Source organism: Bordetella sp. (genome assembly GCF_057362025.1).
In genome coordinates this window covers 208,617-225,723 of the sequence record NZ_JBMQQZ010000003.1, presented here as the reverse complement: position 1 = coordinate 225,723, position 17,107 = coordinate 208,617, and the positions used below count along the sequence as shown (strand labels likewise).

At 65.6% G+C, this 17,107-nt stretch carries 13 protein-coding genes and 1 tRNA gene; 4 read left to right on the top strand and 10 right to left on the bottom strand.

Features of this window, described 5'->3' with window-relative positions; translation table 11 throughout:
- Positions 1-13: 13 nt before the first annotated feature.
- From ACO1P8_RS02235 to ACO1P8_RS02220, 4 genes are read right to left on the bottom strand one after another with little or no spacing between them, the layout of a single operon-like run.
- Complete coding sequence (locus ACO1P8_RS02235; protein ID WP_486294297.1) at positions 14-1,681, bottom strand: cation:proton antiporter; 1,668 nt, start codon at positions 1,679-1,681, stop codon at positions 14-16.
- A 7-nt stretch (positions 1,682-1,688) separates the two neighbouring features.
- Complete coding sequence (locus ACO1P8_RS02230; protein ID WP_486294296.1) at positions 1,689-2,693, bottom strand: sodium:calcium antiporter; 1,005 nt, start codon at positions 2,691-2,693, stop codon at positions 1,689-1,691.
- A complete protein-coding gene (locus ACO1P8_RS02225; RefSeq protein WP_486294295.1) occupies positions 2,690-5,467 on the bottom strand; it encodes a cation-translocating P-type ATPase in 2,778 nt (925 codons plus the stop codon). Before ACO1P8_RS02225 ends, ACO1P8_RS02230 begins: the two co-directional genes overlap by 4 nt.
- Positions 5,460-6,335 (bottom strand): universal stress protein, encoded by an 876-nt coding sequence (locus tag ACO1P8_RS02220; protein WP_486294294.1) that lies wholly within the window; start codon positions 6,333-6,335, stop codon positions 5,460-5,462. The genes ACO1P8_RS02225 and ACO1P8_RS02220 overlap by 8 nt, the downstream gene beginning before the upstream one ends.
- Before the next feature lie 316 nt (positions 6,336-6,651).
- On the opposite strand from ACO1P8_RS02220, the gene phbB reads away from it, so the two are divergent.
- Positions 6,652-7,395: an acetoacetyl-CoA reductase gene (gene phbB, locus ACO1P8_RS02215; protein ID WP_486294293.1), complete on the top strand. Its 744-nt coding sequence runs from the start codon at positions 6,652-6,654 to the stop codon at positions 7,393-7,395.
- A gap of 170 nt (positions 7,396-7,565) precedes the next feature.
- On the opposite strand, the gene ACO1P8_RS02210 is transcribed toward phbB, so the two are convergent.
- Both ACO1P8_RS02210 and ACO1P8_RS02205 read right to left on the bottom strand, forming a co-directional pair.
- Positions 7,566-7,642 (bottom strand) — tRNA-Arg (locus tag ACO1P8_RS02210).
- Positions 7,643-7,893: 251 nt separating this feature from the next.
- Positions 7,894-8,847, bottom strand: a complete 954-nt coding sequence (locus ACO1P8_RS02205) for a LysR substrate-binding domain-containing protein (protein WP_486294292.1) — start codon at positions 8,845-8,847, stop codon at positions 7,894-7,896.
- 334 nt (positions 8,848-9,181) lie between these two features.
- Here ACO1P8_RS02205 and ACO1P8_RS02200 point away from each other — a divergent pair, with 334 nt between their 5' ends.
- The 3 genes from ACO1P8_RS02200 to ACO1P8_RS02190 are packed head-to-tail and all read left to right on the top strand — an operon-like array spanning position 9,182 to position 12,758.
- Positions 9,182-10,273, top strand: a complete 1,092-nt coding sequence (locus ACO1P8_RS02200) for a tripartite tricarboxylate transporter substrate binding protein (RefSeq protein WP_486294291.1) — start codon at positions 9,182-9,184, stop codon at positions 10,271-10,273.
- 42 nt (positions 10,274-10,315) lie between these two features.
- Entirely contained in the window at positions 10,316-11,956 is a 1,641-nt protein-coding gene (locus tag ACO1P8_RS02195; RefSeq protein ID WP_486294290.1) for a thiamine pyrophosphate-binding protein, read from the top strand.
- A 19-nt stretch (positions 11,957-11,975) separates the two neighbouring features.
- Complete coding sequence (locus ACO1P8_RS02190; RefSeq protein WP_486294289.1) at positions 11,976-12,758, top strand: sulfite exporter TauE/SafE family protein; 783 nt, start codon at positions 11,976-11,978, stop codon at positions 12,756-12,758.
- A gap of 21 nt (positions 12,759-12,779) precedes the next feature.
- Here the strand turns inward: ACO1P8_RS02190 and ACO1P8_RS02185 are convergent, their stop codons facing one another.
- The 4 genes from ACO1P8_RS02185 to ACO1P8_RS02170 form a co-directional block, all read right to left on the bottom strand.
- On the bottom strand, positions 12,780-14,516 hold the full coding sequence (locus tag ACO1P8_RS02185) for an L-aspartate oxidase (protein WP_486294288.1): 1,737 nt from the start codon (positions 14,514-14,516) through the stop codon (positions 12,780-12,782).
- Positions 14,513-15,127, bottom strand: a complete 615-nt coding sequence (locus ACO1P8_RS02180; RefSeq protein WP_486294287.1) for a fumarate hydratase C-terminal domain-containing protein — start codon at positions 15,125-15,127, stop codon at positions 14,513-14,515. The genes ACO1P8_RS02185 and ACO1P8_RS02180 overlap by 4 nt, the downstream gene beginning before the upstream one ends.
- 2 nt (positions 15,128-15,129) lie before the next feature.
- A complete protein-coding gene (locus ACO1P8_RS02175) occupies positions 15,130-16,005 on the bottom strand; it encodes a fumarate hydratase (protein WP_486294286.1) in 876 nt (291 codons plus the stop codon).
- A 65-nt stretch (positions 16,006-16,070) separates the two neighbouring features.
- Entirely contained in the window at positions 16,071-17,081 is a 1,011-nt protein-coding gene (locus ACO1P8_RS02170; protein WP_486294285.1) for a Bug family tripartite tricarboxylate transporter substrate binding protein, read from the bottom strand.
- Positions 17,082-17,107: the final 26 nt, after the last annotated feature.

The window sequence follows — 17,107 nt, the reverse complement described above, 5'->3', positions numbered from 1 at the left end:
TTGGATGGCGCAATCATCGAATGTCCAGCTGTCGACGAATGATTCGAGCCAAGCGATCAGCTGCATGGTCGGCTGCATCATTGAAGACATTAAGTGAGCACGCGGCACCGGCCTGGGCCAGGGCGTCAGCGTGGGCCGTATCGCGCACCGCGCCAACAACCTTTCCGTGATACTGAGCTCTACGGAGCGCGTGCAGCAATGTCCGATTGGACTCCCACTGGGGCAATGTGGTGATCACCCATCGCGCACGCCGAAGAGGCAGGGACTCGAGAAAGTCCGGATCTTCCCCGTCTCCAAACACTACCGGTAAGCCGTGGCCGCGCAATTCCAGCACGACCTCTGGATCGAAATCGACGCCCAACGCACTGATCCCACCGACGCGCAGTTGCTCGAACAAGCGCCTGCCGTAGCGACCAAGACCAAAGACAATGACTTCGGCCGTGGGTTCAATCGCCGCCTGCGTCTCCGCAGCAACCTCGCGGAACGGATGCCGACGCTCGAACAGCCGCAAGTGCGGCGCAATGCGCTCATAAATTGGTTGCGCATACAGGATCATATAGGTAGACACGGTGATCGTCACCAAACCGACCAGGGTGGTCAGGCTCAAGGCCTGCGCGCCCACATGCCCCAATGTCACACCCATGGCGACGAACACGATGGAAAACTCGCTGATCTGCGCCACGGTGAGCCCGGCCATGAAACCGGTTCGACGACGGTACCCCATCAAGCCCATGATAGCCATCACAATCGCGGGATTTCCGATCAGCACGAAAATCGACAGCACCAGCGCTGGCACAAGCTCGGCGCCCAGGGTAGAGAAGTCAAGTTTCGAGCCGAGGTCGATGAAGAAGAAGAGCAACAGAAAATCCCGGATGCCCGCCAGCCTTGCCCGCATCGCTTCGCGATAGGGCATCGACGCAAGCGAGAAGCCCGCAACAAAGGCGCCTGCTTCCTTGCTGAAGCCCACCCATTCGCCCAATGCGGCCAATGCCACGCCCCATGCAACGGCGAAGATCAATAGAAGCTCCTGCGAGCGCGCCATCGCACCTACGAGCGCTGGCAATACCCAGCGCATAATTACGAATAGGGTCACGGCCGCCAGTGCCAATCGCCAGGACAGCGACAGCAGCACCGCGGCCCATGCCGCAAGTTCCCCTCCCGAACCTGGGCTGCCTCGCAGTGCACTCATCGCCATCATCGCGATCACCGCCGCCAAATCCTGCACAATCAAGAAACCCACCGCGATCCGTCCATGAAGACTATCGAGCTCGCGTTTGTCGGACAATAGTTTCACGATGATGATGGTGCTGGAGAAGGTAAGCGCCACCGCGACGTACAAGGCTTCCATCATCCCCTTACCCAACGACAGAACGATGGCAAGGCCAATGAGGATTGTGAAGCCCAGCTGACCAAGGCCCGTGGCGAGTGCCACCGGCCCGACATGGCGGATATGATTCAGGTCCAAACTCAAGCCGACGGCGAAAAGCAACACCGTCACCCCGACCTGCGCAAGCAGGTCTATCTGGTCGTGAGCCGACACCAGACCCAGAAACGCCGGTCCCACCACGACGCCGACGACGATATACGCGATGAGCGCCGGCTGGCGCAGTCGTACGAAAATGGCTCCCGCCAGCGCGCTGGCCGTCAGCAGCAAAGCGAATTCGGCGAAAGGTTGCTGCATGTCTGCCTCACGTCCCGCCAAGGTAGAGCAGCATCGCGTTGACGACGTAGGTCGCCACGAGCGCAACGCTGATGCCGCTCAAAAGGCCTAGTAGCTGGCCTCGCGGCCTCATGGCCAGGCCGATGACGACCAGTCCCGTCATCACCAGCGCGGTGACCGCGGTTCCTGCATGCACGGGTGCCACGTCGGCAAGCAGCGGTCCACGTGCGTAGAAGGCATCATCCACCGCCAGGATCACAACGTTGAACAGATTGCTGCCAAGCAGATTTCCGATGGCCATGTCCAGTGCGCCGATGCGCAATGCGCCTAAGGTCACGGCCATCTCCGGCAATGTGGTCACGATGGCCATGAGTATCGTACCGACGAAGCTCCGGGACAGGCCGAATATCCGGGCCAGATCGTCGGCCACCTCCGGGAGCCAACTCCCGGCGGCCAGGACGGCCATCGCTGCCAGGCCGAACCGGCGCCACTCGCGCGACATCGGCGCCACCGGTCCAGGCATGGCCCGGCCGGCCGCGGCCACCAAGGCCTGGCGTTCATGTCCATGGATGCACTTCAATCCTGTCAGGTATAACACCAGCAGTAGCGGGCTATAGACACCGACGTGCAGTACCGCCTCGACGCGTCCGCCTGCAAGCAAGCTCATGGCCACGAAGCCCAGCATTACCACGCCAAAGCCGGCCGCCAGCAGGTGTGTCGCGCTGGCCTCACAGTACATCGGCTGTGGACGCTGCAAGGCGTCCACGACGACGAAGAACAGCAGGTTGATGACGCAGGCGCCAAGCGCGTTTCCCACTGCCAGATTGGGCGCATCGACGAAAGCCACCGCGCTGATACCCGAGGCCAATTCCGGCAGCGAGGTGACTGTCGCCACCAGCGCCAACCCGACCCAGCCGCGCCCCCAGCCGTAAGCGCCGGCGAGCGCGTCCGCACTGCGGCTCAGCACGTAGCCCGCGCGCGCGATCACACCCGCGCAGAGGACGAACTGCAACGTTAGCCACGCCAGCGTCATAAGCGGCTCCTGCTCGTCGCGCCAGCCTTTCGAGCCCATAGCTTGCGGACCTCTTCGACCCATAGCACGCTACTGGCCAGCCCGAGCAGGGGAAGCAGCGAGGCCGGCTGCAGCGCAACAGTATGGAAGGCGTCGTTCATCGCCGGAACATAAAGTACCAGCACCTGCAACAACACCGACACGGATAGTCCACCAAGCAGCCAGCGGTTGCGCAGGATGCGTAGGCCCAACACCGAAGCACTGTCCGATTGGCAATTCAGGACGTTGAACCATTGGCACATGGCCAGCACCGTAAACGTCTCGGTGCGAACGATCTCCAGCGCCGCGCCCTGGTCGAGCCGCCACGCAAACCAGCCGAACGTTACCGCAGCGATCAGCGGTGTCATCAGCGCGACCCGCTGCAGCAACGCGGCGTCGAGCAGGCGTTCGTTTCGCGGAGCCGGGGCGCGCCGCATCTCGTCGCCATCCGCCGGATCCATCGCAAGGTTCACCGTAACCGTTCCTTCCGTAACGATGTTGATCCAGAGGATCTGCACCGCTGCCAGCGGCAAGGGGTAGCCGCCGACAAGCGCCAGCAACAACACCAGTACCTCGGCCAGCGAAGTCGCGAACAAATACAGGATCACTTTCTTCAGATTGCCGTAGACCACACGCCCCTGCTGCACGGCGCCCACGATGGTCGAAAAATCGTCATCGGTAATGACGATGTCGGCCGCGCTCTTGGCCACCTCGGTACCGGTAATGCCCATTGCCACGCCTACGTCGGCGCGCGCCAATGCCGGCGCGTCGTTGACGCCATCGCCGGTCATGGCAACCACCTCGCCCCGGGCCTGCAATGCCTCGATGATGCGCAACTTCTGTGCGGGTTGAACACGGGCAAATACCGCGACCCCGGGCAGCTCCGCACGGAGCTCGGCTTCACCCATGCGTTCGAGCTCGGAGCCGTCGACCGCGCGATCGCCGTCGCGGGCGATCCCCAGCTCGCGCGCGATAGCCAGGCCGGTGAGCTTATGGTCTCCAGTGACCATGATTGGCCGTATTCCAGCGGACCGGCAGTCGGCTACGGACAGCTTGGCCTCTTCGCGCGGCGGGTCGATCTGGCCGACAAGCCCGAGCAAGCGCACGCGGCCGCCCAGGGCCTCGAAATCAGCCAAGGGATCGAGGACGTCATCATCCAGGGTGGCAAATGCCAGCACCCGGAGCGCGCGTGCCGCCATGGCCTCTGCCGCCATCCGCGCCGCCTGGAGTTCCGTGCGGCCTTCGGCTCCGCAAAGCCGCGACACGGCCTCTGGAGCGCCCTTGATCCAGACGCGCCGCGTCATGTCCGGCAGCCGGTGACGCGTGGCCATCAGCTTCGCGTCCGAATCGAAAGGCAGCTCGTCTTCCCGGGGGGCATCAGTGCGCAGGGTGTCGATCGCAAGGCCTGCCTTGCGCGCCAGCACGAGCAGCGCGCCCTCCGTCGGGTCGCCCAGCACCGTCCAGCAGCCACGCTCGTCCTCCGGTTCGAGGAGCTCCGCGTCATTGCATAGCGACGCAGCCAGCAGCAACGCATGCAGCGCCGGGTCGGTGAGCTGCGCAGGTTCATCGCGCTCGGTCAGCGGGCCCATGGGTAGATATCCCGTTCCGCCCACTGCGATTTCGCGTCCCCCCGGGAGCCACAGGGTTACGGCGGTCATCTCGTTGCGTGTCAGCGTGCCGGTCTTGTCGCTGCAGATCACGGTGGTGGACCCCAGCGTCTCCACCGCCGACAGCCGACGGATGATCGCGCCGCGCTCGGCCATGCGCTGCATGCCAACCGCCAGCGCGATCGTCATCGCCACAGGGAGCCCTTCGGGGACCATCGAGACCATCTGACTGATGGCCACCATCAACACCTCGGCCATCGGCAGCTGGCGCCATAGCCCAAGCAACAGAACGAGCACGAATAGACCGAGCGCCGCCACGACCAGGGCCCTGCCGAACTGCGCCAAGCGCAGTTCCAACGGCGTCTTGGGCTCTTCGGCACTTTCAATGAGCCCAGCGATGCGGCCCAGCTCCGTACTGGCGCCGGTAGCGACAACCACTGCCCGCGCGCGGCCTGCGGTGGCATGCGTTCCGGAATACACCATGCAGCGTCGATCGGACAGCCCGGTCGCCTCGGGCATCGCCGCCGTTACCTTGGACACGGGCACCGACTCGCCCGTCAGTGCCGCCTCCGCCATGCGCAGCTGCACCTCTTCGATCAAGCGCGCATCGGCCGCGATCGCATCGCCCGCGGCGATCAATACGATGTCGCCCGGCACCAGTTCGCGCGCTCCGATCGTGTGCTCGGCGCCCTCCCGAAGCACACGCACGCGCAGTTCGGACAACCTGCGCAACGCCGTCATCGACCGTTCGGCCCGGCCCTCCTGGCCCCCCCCTATCACCGCATTGACCAGTACAACGATAAGGATAACGACCGCATCGCCATGGTGTCCCAGGGCCAGCGCCAGCGCCGCGGCCACGAAAAGGATGTAAATCAGCGGACTTTTGAACTGGCGCGCGAATATTCGCCATGCCGGTCTCAGCGGTGCCTCGGGTAAGGCGTTGAGGCCATATCGGTCAAGGGCCTTCCTCCGCGCACCGGCTTCCAACCCTCGATGGGGGTCCACCGCGAAATGACGTAGCACTTCGTCCGCGGTAAGGCCGTGCCAGGCCGGGGCGACGTCGCGGCCCTGACCGGCATCGATGCCGTTGGGCGCCGGCGCGGGTGTGGGCGGGGCACCGGGCGTCGGTGAGGGAGCGGCTTCATGCACCGCGCACCACCAGCGTGTCGCAATCCAGAGTGTGCAGGAGATTTTCCGCCGTGCTGCCGAGCAACGCCCTCCTCAGCCCGCCGCGTCCCCGCGAGCCCAGCACGACCAGATCGACGTCGGCGCTGCCCACGTAATCGGAAAGCAAAGCTTCAGGAGTACCGTATTCCAGTATGCAATGCAGCTGGGCCTCGGTGGATGCGGGGAGCGCTGCCTCGGCGATGTGGGTGGCACATTGCTGGGCGATTGCTGCACGCCAGGACTGCGTCGCGTGGTCCTCATCTGTCGGAGTCGTCCCAGGTGGAATGTCGGCGTGAAACAAGGTCAGGCGAGCATCCCTGAACCAGTTCGCAGCAAGTTGCAACGCATGCATGGCTGCCGCGGAGAAATCGGTCGCGACCACGATATGCCGGTAGGCGTCTCGCGCCCGATTCCTGACGTTCAGGACGGGTACACGGGCGCGGCGCACCAAGGTATCGACGGTGCTTCCCAACTGGATGCGGTCCATCCGCGCATCCTTCGCGATACCGAGCACGACAAGCTCGGCATGAGTCTCCTTGCTCGCGTGCAACACCGTCTCGGGCGCCACGCCGACCAGAACACATGTCGTTGCCGTGATGCCTTCGGCTTCCAGGTCGGCGCGCAGCATGCGCCCACGCGTCTGAATCCATGACTCCGACCGACGCCAGGATGGGGCACCGATCGAGAGACGGTCATGCCGAACCAGCTCGGCATGGTTGACGACGTGCGTCGCGATCAGTTCGCTTCCCCACCCACGCGCCAACCTGGCCGCGCGGTCCAAGGCCCGATCGCATCGGGCGCTCATGTCCGTGGCCAGGAAGATCCGCTGAGGTAAGGGGAAATCGCTCATTTTCTTTTCCTAGTCCCACGGCGCGTACGACCCTGGTTGTTCATGGCGGGGCCAGCGATGCAGGTGTAGCTGCGCATGGCTTTGCTGAACGAATGTCAAGGGATAATCTGACGCATGATCATGCTGTCACCGGTTATCCCGAGTCCGCTTGATCTGAATCAACTCGAGTTTCGAAACCGCGACGGAGAATCGACGTAGCGCGAAACCGGGCGCGCAGCCTATGCACGGCCGCGACGCCGTCCCGTCACGCTATGGGCGTACCCATCCGTAAGGCCTGCGCGCGACTGTTCGCTTATCTGATTGAGGGGACACAGCCATGCCGCAACGAGTTGCATTGATCACCGGTGGAATGGGCGGCCTGGGACAAACCATAGTGGCCCGCCTGCACCGTGCCGGGCATCGCATCGTGGTAACAGAGTCACCCGAGAATACACACGCGCAAGCCTGGCTGGAGCAACGTCGACGCGACGGAATCCGGGTATGCGCCTACCCGGCCGACGTGGCGGACCATGACAGTTGCCGGGCTTGCGTGGAGCGCGTGCATGCAGAGGTAGGGAGCGTCGACATTCTTGTAAACAATGCGGGAATCTACCGGGACTCGACGCTGCGCAAAATGTCGCGGGCGGACTGGGAGAGTGTGATCGCGACGAATCTCGATTCCGTATTCAACATGACACAGCCGGTACTGGACGGCATGGCCGGACGTCGGTGGGGACGCATTATCAATATTTCTTCCGTGAACGGCCAACGCGGTTTATTCGGGCAAACCAACTATGCCGCATCCAAGGCAGGCATGCATGGGTTCACGATGTCCCTTGCCCTCGAAATGGCGCGGTATGGCGTCACGGCCAACACGGTATCCCCAGGTTACCTGGCAACAGGAACCGTGACGGAACTGCCGAGGGAGATTTTGTTCGCGAAAGTTTTGCCGTCTATCCCTCTCGGACGCTTGGGCCAACCCGACGAAGTCGCAAGCCTTGTTCAATTCCTGGCCTCAGAGGATGCCGCTTACATCACCGGTGCCAATCTCGCCATCAATGGCGGCATGCATATGCATTAGGGAAAGGGGACCGAGCGTAAGCCCCGGCGATGGGGAATACTGGAATTTGCTGGCGTTGGTCCGTCCGATTCGCATGGGGCAAGTCACCCAAACGTCACCCGGCAAGAAAAAAGCCGCTTAGAGCGATAAGCTCTAAGCGGCTTTAACTACCTGATCCAGCTAGAAAATTCTGGCGCGCCCGGCAGGATTCGAACCCACGACCCCTTGGTTCGTAGCCAAGTACTCTATCCAACTGAGCTACGGGCGCTTTGGTACTGCTGCTGAAGTTTTGCCGGGTTTGTTGAACATTCCTGGCAACGCCTCAGTAAAGAAGCAAGATTATAGCACGCTTTTCTTGCCCTTCAAGTCCCCGCGGGGTCGGTGAGGAACCACGCCGTGGTTCCATCCGGGCCGCCGCCTTTAACGAAAAGACGCCGGCTGCCCCGGGAAAGCGCGCAACTATAGCAGAAAGTCCGCCGGTCCGCGGCGGCCCGGCTAGCCGCATGGGGACGAAGGCGATCAGCCGGCCCGCCGCGCGGCACGGCGGGCCGGCGCGGGAACGCGCGCCATCGCTCCGCCCTTCGCCCCCTGCCGGGATACCTGGCTGAAGTAATCCTTGATGGCATCAGTGAAGGCCGTGCGGCTGTGACGCGCGCGCTCCAGCAAACCCACCCGGCGATGCACGTCCACGCCGGGCAAGGGGATCACGCGCAGCGCGCGGTCCTGCGACCAGGCGACGTTGGCCAGGCGCGGCACGATGGATACGCCGAACCCGTGCCGCACGAGTTCGATAATGGCCTCGACCGAGTTCAATTCCATGCTGTCGCGCACGCGGGCGTCCACGCGGTCCAGCACCTCCTGCACGAGGATGCCGGTCCAGGTATTGCGTTCGAAGCGCAGGAATGGCGAGGATTCCAGCACGCGCTCCATCCTGGCCGGCAGCGCGAAATGCGGCTCGCGGGGCACGATCAGGATCATGGGTTCCGTATACAGCGGCGTCCAGAGCAGGTTGGAAGACAAGGGGTGCGGCGGCTGCGTGACGATGGCCGCATCGAGCTCGCCCCGCTCGACCCGCAGCGCGAAATCGCTGGACAGCCCGGCGAACAGACGCACGTCCAGTCGCGGGTAGCGCTGCCGTACGGTCCACAGCGCATCGGCGAAGGCACCCATCAGCGCCGATACCAGCGCGCCCACGACCATGGTGCCGGACATGCCGTCCCCGCCCGCTTCCGCGCCCAGCGACTCGTAACGGCGGACGATATCGGAGACTTCCGGCACCAGGGCGCGGCCGGCAGGGTTCAGCACCGCCGCGCGGGCGCTGCGATCGAAAAGCTGGCAGTTCAGGCTTTCTTCGAGCGCGCGTATCTGCAAACCCACGGCAGCGGGCGTCAGCCCGATTTCCTTGCCGGCGGCGGCGAAGGTGCCGTGGCGGGCCACGGCGAGGAAGGTCTTGAGCGTGCGGATGGAGGACATGAGCGCCTGGTTGCGGGAAAAGGTGAAGATCGGCGATTGACTATGGGCAGTATGGGGCGATGGGATCTGCGATGCGAATCGGCCCGCGGGAAAGCGGGAAAGCGGGAAAGCGGGAAAGCGGGAAAGCGTAGGGAGCACAAGGCCATGACAAGTTCCGCTTTCTCTCAACCGAAGAATTATTAGCTTTTACTTTATAGATGCGGCATAGAACAATGGGGCGGGCCCTGCCAGGCTGCAAGGCGACTCCGGCCCGTGCAACGAGAACGACAACAATATCCACAACAGCGTGGCGCAGGACGCCCGCGGCGGGTGACACGCCACCGGAGGAGACCCTATGAAACGCATCGCCCCCCGCGCCGCGTGCGCATCCGCCTGGACCCGCGTCGGTGCCGTCACGGTGCCGCGTGCCCGCGCCACCCTCGCGGCCCGGCCCCGCCTGAAAGCCTGGTCGGCGGCCCTGGCCTGTAGCGCCATCCTGGCCTCGACGGTATCCGCGCCCGCCGCGGCTGCCGGGGCCAGCTATCCCGATCATCCCATTACCGTCGTGGTGCCCTTCAGCGCAGGCGGCGATGCCGACCTGGCCGCGCGCAACCTGGCCAAGGCCGTACACGCCTACCTGCCTCAGCCGATGGTGGTCCTGAACAAAGGCGGCGCCAACGGCGCGATCGGCTCGATGTTCGTGCGCGATGCCGCCCCGGACGGCTACACCCTGCTGCTGGCGCGCGTCGGCTCGCAGTCCATCCTGCCCGCGCTGCAGGCCGACCTGAAGTACCGCTGGGACGACTTCACCCCGCTGGGCCTGCTCGACCTCAATCCCATGGTCTGCGTGGTCAATGGCGACGCGCCGTACCGCACGCTGGGCGAGCTGGTGCAGGCCATCCGCGCGCAGCCCGGCAAACTGAACTACAGTACCTCCGGCCCGGCGACCGTGCTGAACCTGGCGACCCAGATACTGCTGGACGCCGCCGGCCTGCCGCCGCGGTCGGCGGTGCAGATCGTCTACAAGGGCGGCGGCGAGGCCACCGCCGCGGTGCTGTCCAAGGAGGTACAGTTCAGTTGCAACAACGTCACGGCCCTGATCGGCAACGTCAAGGCAGGCCGCCTGCGCGCCCTGGTCACCACCACCGCGCAGCGGCTGCCGGAGCTGCCGGACGTGCCCACGGCCAAAGAAACAGGCTATCCGCAGCTGGAGCGCATCAGCGGCTGGAGCGCGCTGTACGGGCCGCCGGGCATGCCGGCGCCCCTGGTGCGGCAATGGGGCGACGTGTTGCAGAAGCTGGCCAAGGACAAGGATTGGCTGGGCGGGGTGCGCGGTATCGGCTCGATTCCGAACGTCATGCCGCCGGCCGCCACCGCCCGTTTCGCGCAGGAGCAATACCAGTTGTTCCGCGACCTGGGCAAGAAGCTCGATATCCAGATCAAATAAGGCGCGCGCCGCGCGCGCCGAAGAAAGGAGGAAGACCCCATCATGACCCGATCCCGCAACGGCGCCGACGCGCTCGTGCAAACCCTGGCCAGCGCCGGGGTCAAACGCATCTTCACGCTTTCGGGCAATCACATCATGCCGGTGTTCGACGCCTGCATCGACGCGAACATCGAACTTATCCACGTGCGGCATGAAGGCGCCGCGGTGCATATGGCCGACGCCTGGGCGCGCCTGACCGGCGAGGTGGGCGTGGCCATGGTCACCGGCGGCCCGGGGCACGCCAACGCGGTTTCGGCGCTGTACACCGCCGGCATGGGGGAATCGCCCGTGCTGCTGCTGTCCGGCCATGCGCCCAACAACCAGCTGGGCATGGGGGCCTTCCAGGAGATGCGCCAGGCCGAGGTCGCTGCGCCGCTGACCAAATGGTCCGGCACGGTGGCCAGCGCCGACAGCATGGCGCACGACGTCGGCCAGGCCATCCGCATCGCCCGCTCGGGCCGTCCCGGGCCCGTCAGCCTGGGCCTGCCCACCGATGCGCTGGAAGCGGCATGCGCGGCGCAAGCGGACGCGCCGCAATCCTTCGATGCGGTTCCCCAGGCACTGGATACCGACACCGCGGCGTCGCTGATCCGCCGCCTGCAGGCGGCGAAGCGGCCCCTGATCCTGACGGGGCCGGCGGCCATGATGGGCCGCACGCTGGCGCTCGCGCGCGAACTGGAATCCGCCTGCGGCATTCCCGTGGTCGGCATGGAAAGCCCGCGCGGCATCGGCGACCCCAGCCTGGGTGCCTTCGCGCAAATGCTGGCCCAGGCCGACTGCGTCCTGCTGCTGGGGAAGCGGCTGGATTTCACGCTGAAGTTCGGCAAGGCGCCGGCCATCGCCGCGGCCTGCACCTTCCTGCAGGTCGACGCCGAAGCGGCGGAATTCGAACGCACGCGCCGCGCGGTGGGACCGCGCCTGGCCGAATGTGCGCTGGCGGATGCCGCCTCCGCGCTGGGCGCCCTGCTGCAGGCCACGGCGGCGGCCTCGAACGGGCACGACGCATGGACGCGCGACGTGCGCGACGCCATCGCCTATCGCCCGCCCGCGTGGCAAACGGCTGCGTCCGCCGTTCCGGGCCGCATGCATCCCGTGCAAGCGCTGGCCCCGCTGCAAAAACTGCTGGACAGCCACCCCGATTCCGTCTTCATCGCCGATGGCGGCGAAATCGGCCAATGGGCCCAGGCCTGCCTGCGCGCGCCCAACCGCGTCATCAACGGCGTGGCCGGGTCCATCGGCGCGGCCCTGCCCTTCGCGCTGGCTGCGCGCCTGGCCCGGCCGGAGGCCCCCGTCGTCGCCGTCATGGGCGACGGCACCTTCGGCTTTCATACGGCGGAGATCGATACCGCCGTGCGCTACCGGCTGCCGTTCATCGCCGTGGTGGGCAACGACGCGCGCTGGAACGCGGAATACCAGATTCAGTTGCGCGACTACGGCAAGGACCGGCTGATCGGCTGCGAGCTGCTGCCCGCCCGCTACGATGCGGTTACCGCGGCCTTCGGCGGCTTCGGCAGGCAGGTCACCGATCCCGCCCAGGTCGCGGTCGCTGTCGATGACGCGCATCGCTCCGCGCTGCCCGCCTGCCTGAACATCATGATCGAAGGCTTTCCGGCGCCCAACATATCCCGCCCGGCGCAAGCCTGACTACCAGGAATTCGCTGCGATGTGGGATTACCTGGCGTCACACTTGGGCTCGGCGGCGACCGGTATCGACGCCGCCGCGCTGCTGGTCGCCGGCCTGGCGCTGATGGGCGGCTACATCGTCTTCGGCATGACCGGCTTCGGCGCGGCGATCGTGGCCATGCCGCTGCTGACGCAAGTCATGCCGCTGCATCGCGCCGTGCCCATCATGCTGGTTTGCGACATGATTTCCGGCCTGCTGCTCGGTGCGACCAGCCGCACCAACGTGCAGACGTCGGAGCTGCGCCGCATCGTCCCCTGGATGCTGCTGGGGATGCTGACCGGGCTGGGGCTGCTGATGTACGTACCGGAGCGGCCCCTGCTTATCCTGTTGGGGGTGGGGGTGCTGCTGTATTCCCTTTGGCGGCTGAGGGGGGGCGATACCTTCCGGCAGCTGGGTCCGCGCTGGGCGATTCCGCTGGGATTCAGTGGCGGGGGTTTTACCGCGATGTTCGGGACGGGTGGGCCGCTCTACACCATCTACCTGGCTGGCCGCCTGGAAGACCGTAACGCGCTGCGCGCCACCGTCGGCACGCTCATCATGCTGACGGGCCTGACGCGCCTGGTCATGTTCGCCGTGACGGGGCTGCTGCTGCAACCGGCCGTGTTTGCGCTGTCGGTTTGGATGTTGCCCTGTTGCCTGCTAGGCGTGCGCGCCGGATCCTGGCTGCGGCATCGCGTACCGGCGGCATACATCTTTCGTATGCTGTGGACGATTCTTATCGTGGGCAGCGCCAGCCTGCTGGCGAAAGCGCTAGCCGGATGACGGCCGCTGCCCCGCCCGGCATCAGGCGGCATCTTTCAGCAGGCTCTGGCCGGGCGCGACCCGGGTAAAGGCCACCGGCTCGCGAGCGATACGGATCGCATCGCCATCCCGGCGCACGACGGTATAGGCCGAGGCGTCCAGGTCCCCCGCCTGCGGGAAGTCCTCCCGGAAATGCGCCCCGCGCGAATCCTCCCGCGCCAGGGCCGCTTCGGTGATGACCTGGCTGACCTCGACCAGGCTGCGCAGGTTGAGCCAATCATGCCAGGTCAGGTTGAAGGCGCGATCCGTACCTGCCACGCCGACGACCGACAGGCGATCGCGCAATCCGGCCAGCGTATCGCGCGCCCGCAACAGGCCCGCACGGTCGCGCATGATACCGACATCCGTCCACATACAGTCATACAGGGCTTCGCGGATGGAATGCAGTCCTTCCGATGAGCGTGCGAAAGGCGCCAGCGCAGCATCGACGGCCGCCGAAATCGCCTGCTCGTCGGGCGCGCGCCAGTCTCCTTCCTGTCGTACCCAGTGCGCCATGCTGTCGCCGGCGATACCGCCGAAGACGGTCGAATTGGCCACGCCATTGCCGCCCAGACGGTTCGCGCCATGCACGCCGCCGGTGTCCTCGCCCGCCGCGAACAGCCCTTGCAGCGCCGTCCGGCAATCCGGCTGGAAAACGACGCCGCCCATCATGTAGTGCGCGGTCGGCACCACTTCCACCAGGCCGCCCGCGAGATCGAACCCGCAATCCGCGCAGCGCTCCACCATGCCCTTGAATTGGCGGCGTACCGCGTCGACGCCCAGATGATGCATCTGGATATAGACCCCGCCATTGGGCGACGTCCGTCCCTCGCGCATTTCGGCGTAGATGCCGCGCGATACGATGTCCCGCGTGGCGCGCTCGCCGCGCGGATCGTAGCGCTGCATGAAGCGCTCCTGATTGCCGTTCAGCAGATACCCGCCCGCGCCGCGCAGCCCTTCTTCCAGCACGGTACCGGTCATGCGCGTGTCCGTCCCGGCGAGCAATCCCGTGGGATGGAACTGGACCATTTCCATATCCCGCAGCGGCAGGCCGGCCGCCAGGGCCATCGCCAGCCCGTCGCAACTCTTGTCGCCCGAAGGCGTGTGGTACTTGTACATCGTCGGCCCGCCGCCGGTGGCCAGCAGCACCGCGCGCGCCTGCACGAAGACGAATTCGCCGGTGCGCACATCGATCATCAGTACGCCCGCCAGCGCCTGCCCGTCCGGCGTGCGGATCAAGGCCAGCGCGCGGTGTTCCTCCAGCCGGTCGATGCCGCGCCGCCAGACCTGCTCCGACAGGCGGTTGATGATCTCGATGCCGGTCAGGTCGCCCTTGTGCACCGTGCGGTCGAAGGTCTGGCCGGCGAACGCCTTCTGGTGCACCGTGCCGTCCGGGTTGCGATCGAAGAAGCAACCCAGCTCGTTCTCCAGTTCATGGATGCGCTCGATGGCCGTACTGACCAGTGTCCACGCGAGATCCTGGTTGGACAGCCACTTGCTGCCCTCGATGGTGTCCATGAAATGGCGTTCCACCGAATCGCCGGGCGCCAGCGCTACGTTGTAGCCGCCCTGCACCATGCGCGTGCAGCCGCACTTGCCCAGCAGCCCCTTCACGGCCACCGTGATGGAGAGCCCGGGGTCGCGCCGGTGCGCATGCAAGGCGGCGAACAACCCCGCGCCGCCCGCGCCCAGGATCAGGATGTCGGTCTTCAACCGCTTGATCGGCAGGGGCAGGCTCATGGCGCGGCCACCCCCAGGCTGGCCAGGACCGCCGCGCGGCGGGTTTCGGTGTCGTGCCGGACGGCGTCGTACAGGCTGCCGCCATGGCTATCCATGGCGACCAGCAGAGGACCGAAATCGCGGATCCGGAACCGCCACAGCGATTCGGGATTCAGGTCGTCCAGGTCCACGTCCTCGATCTGTTCGATCCAGGTGGTTTCCAGCGCGGCGGTGCCGCCGATGATGGCCAGATAGGCGCCGCCCAATTCGCGGAAGGCGTCCTGCGAGCCCTGGCGCAGCCCGCCCTTGCCGATGACCAGGCGCACGCCGTATTCGGCCATCAGCGGCCGCGTGAAGCGCTCCATGCGGTCCGATGTCGTGGTGCCGATGCAGACGGATTCGTAGCCGGCGGGGTTCGCCTCGCTGACCGGTACCTTGCGAACATTGGGCGCGGTGTGGATGACCGCGTGGCCGTTCAGGTCCATCCGGGTCTTGCGTCCCTTGTCGAACATGTGGATCTGCGTGGCGTCGCGGATGCCGTAGAGCGTCCGTTGCAGCGTGACCGTATCGTTCACGTGCAGCTGCCGGACCTGCGCCTCGGTGACCGGCATGGTGAGTTCGTGATGCGCCATGATCAGAATCCGTAATCGATGCCTTGCGGCGTGAAGACCGCGCGGGCGCGCCGCGCCGAATGGCATTGCATGTTCACCGCGACCGGGTTCATCGTGATGTGGGTGTGCGCCAGTTCGATGTGCACGGCGAAGGCCGTGCCGTCGCCGCCCAGCCCCTGCGGCCCCACGCCCAGCTGGTTGACGGCGGCCGACAGCGCGCGCTCCAGTTCGGCGCCGCCGGAATCCTGGCACTGCGTGCCCAGCGGCCGGGTGGCGGCGCGCTTGGCAAGCGCCACGCACAGGTCGGAGGTTCCGCCCACGCCGACGCCGACGATGGTGGGGGGACAGGTTTTGCCGCCCGCGGCGATGACGCAATCCACGACGAAGGCCTTGATCGCGTCCACGCCTTCGGCCGGCACGGCCATCTTCAGGAAGGAATTGTTCTCCGACCCGCTGCCCTTGGGAATCATCTCGATGGAAAGGCGGTCCGGCGTGTCGTCGAAGTCGATGTGGATGACCGGGACATCGAAACCGCAGGATGTATGGTTGTTCTTCCGTGTCAACGGGTGGACGACGGATGAACGCAGGGGATGTTCGCGCGTCGCGCGTTCGCACCCCTTGCGGATGGCCTGCTTCAGCGCATGCCCGTCCACCTGCACGTTGCGGCCGATCGCCACGTTGTAGATGGGAATGCCGGTGTCCTGGCAAAGCAGGTTTTCATGATCCTCGGCCACGCGGATGTTGGTGCGCATGGTTTGCAGCACCCCGCGCGCCACCGGCGAGCTTTCCATTTCCGCCAGGTTGTCTATCCCCGCCTTGATGTCGGGCGGCAGGATCTTCAGCGCGCGGATGTAAAGATCTTTGGCGGCCTCTTCCACCGCCGCGAGGTCTGGCTTCATGCAACGTCTCCATCGCGACGCGCCGCCGCGCCGGCAAGGGCCGTCGCGGCGCGCGATCGCAGCGTTCAATCGATGGAAAGATTCCGGCGTTCGACGATCGCCTTCCACTTCCCGGATTCGTCCTGGATACTCTTGAACAGTTGATCCGGCGTATTGCCCACCGGCGTCATGCCCTGGCCGGCCAGCTTTTCGCGCACGGCGGGCATCTGCAATACCTTGGCGGTATCGCGCTGGATTTTGTCGATGACGGCCTTGGGCGTGCCCGCGGCGGTCACCAGGGCAAACCATCCCGTCGTCTCGTAGTTCGGCAGGCCCGCTTCCTTGGCGGTGGGCACGTCGGGCATCATGGGCGAGCGCTTCGGCCCCGTGACGGCCAGCGCGCGCGCCTTGCCGCTCTTGGCAAACACCGAGGCCGCAGCAATATTGCCGACCACGAGCTGCACCTGGCCGGCGATCAGGTCGTTATAGGCCAGCGCTTCGCCTTTATAGGGAACATGCGTGATCTGGATGCCGGCGGCGTCGGCCAGGTATTCGCCGGCCATATGGACCTGGCTGCCATTGCCGGCCGAACCGAAGTTCAGTTTCTTCGGCTGGGATTTGGCCAGCGCGATCAACTCCTTCAGGCTGTGGGCCGGAACCGAGTTGTTCACGAGGACCAGCATCGGGCCGCTGGCCACGTTGGTAATGTAGTCGAAGTCCTTCAGGGTATACGGCAGATTGCGGTACAGGTACGGATTCACCGTAAACATGCTGCCCGACGCCATCAGTAAGGTATAGCCGTCGGGCGGCGACTTCGCCGTCAGCGTGGCGCCGATCGCCCCGCCCGCGCCGGGACGGTTGTCGATGACGACCGATTGGTGCCACATCTGGCCCAGCTCGGCCCCGACCACCCGCGCCACCACGTCCGTCGTGCCGCCGGCGGTAAAGGGGACGACGATGCGGACGGGTTTGTCAGGCCAGGCGGATTCGGCATGGACCACGCCGGACATCGCCAGGGCGGTCGTCGCGAAAGCCAGGATACAGGTGTGCAGCCAATGCCGGGGGCCCCTGGACAGCTCGTACAGATACTCGTGCATGATGGTTGTCTCCGTTGAATTTCCGG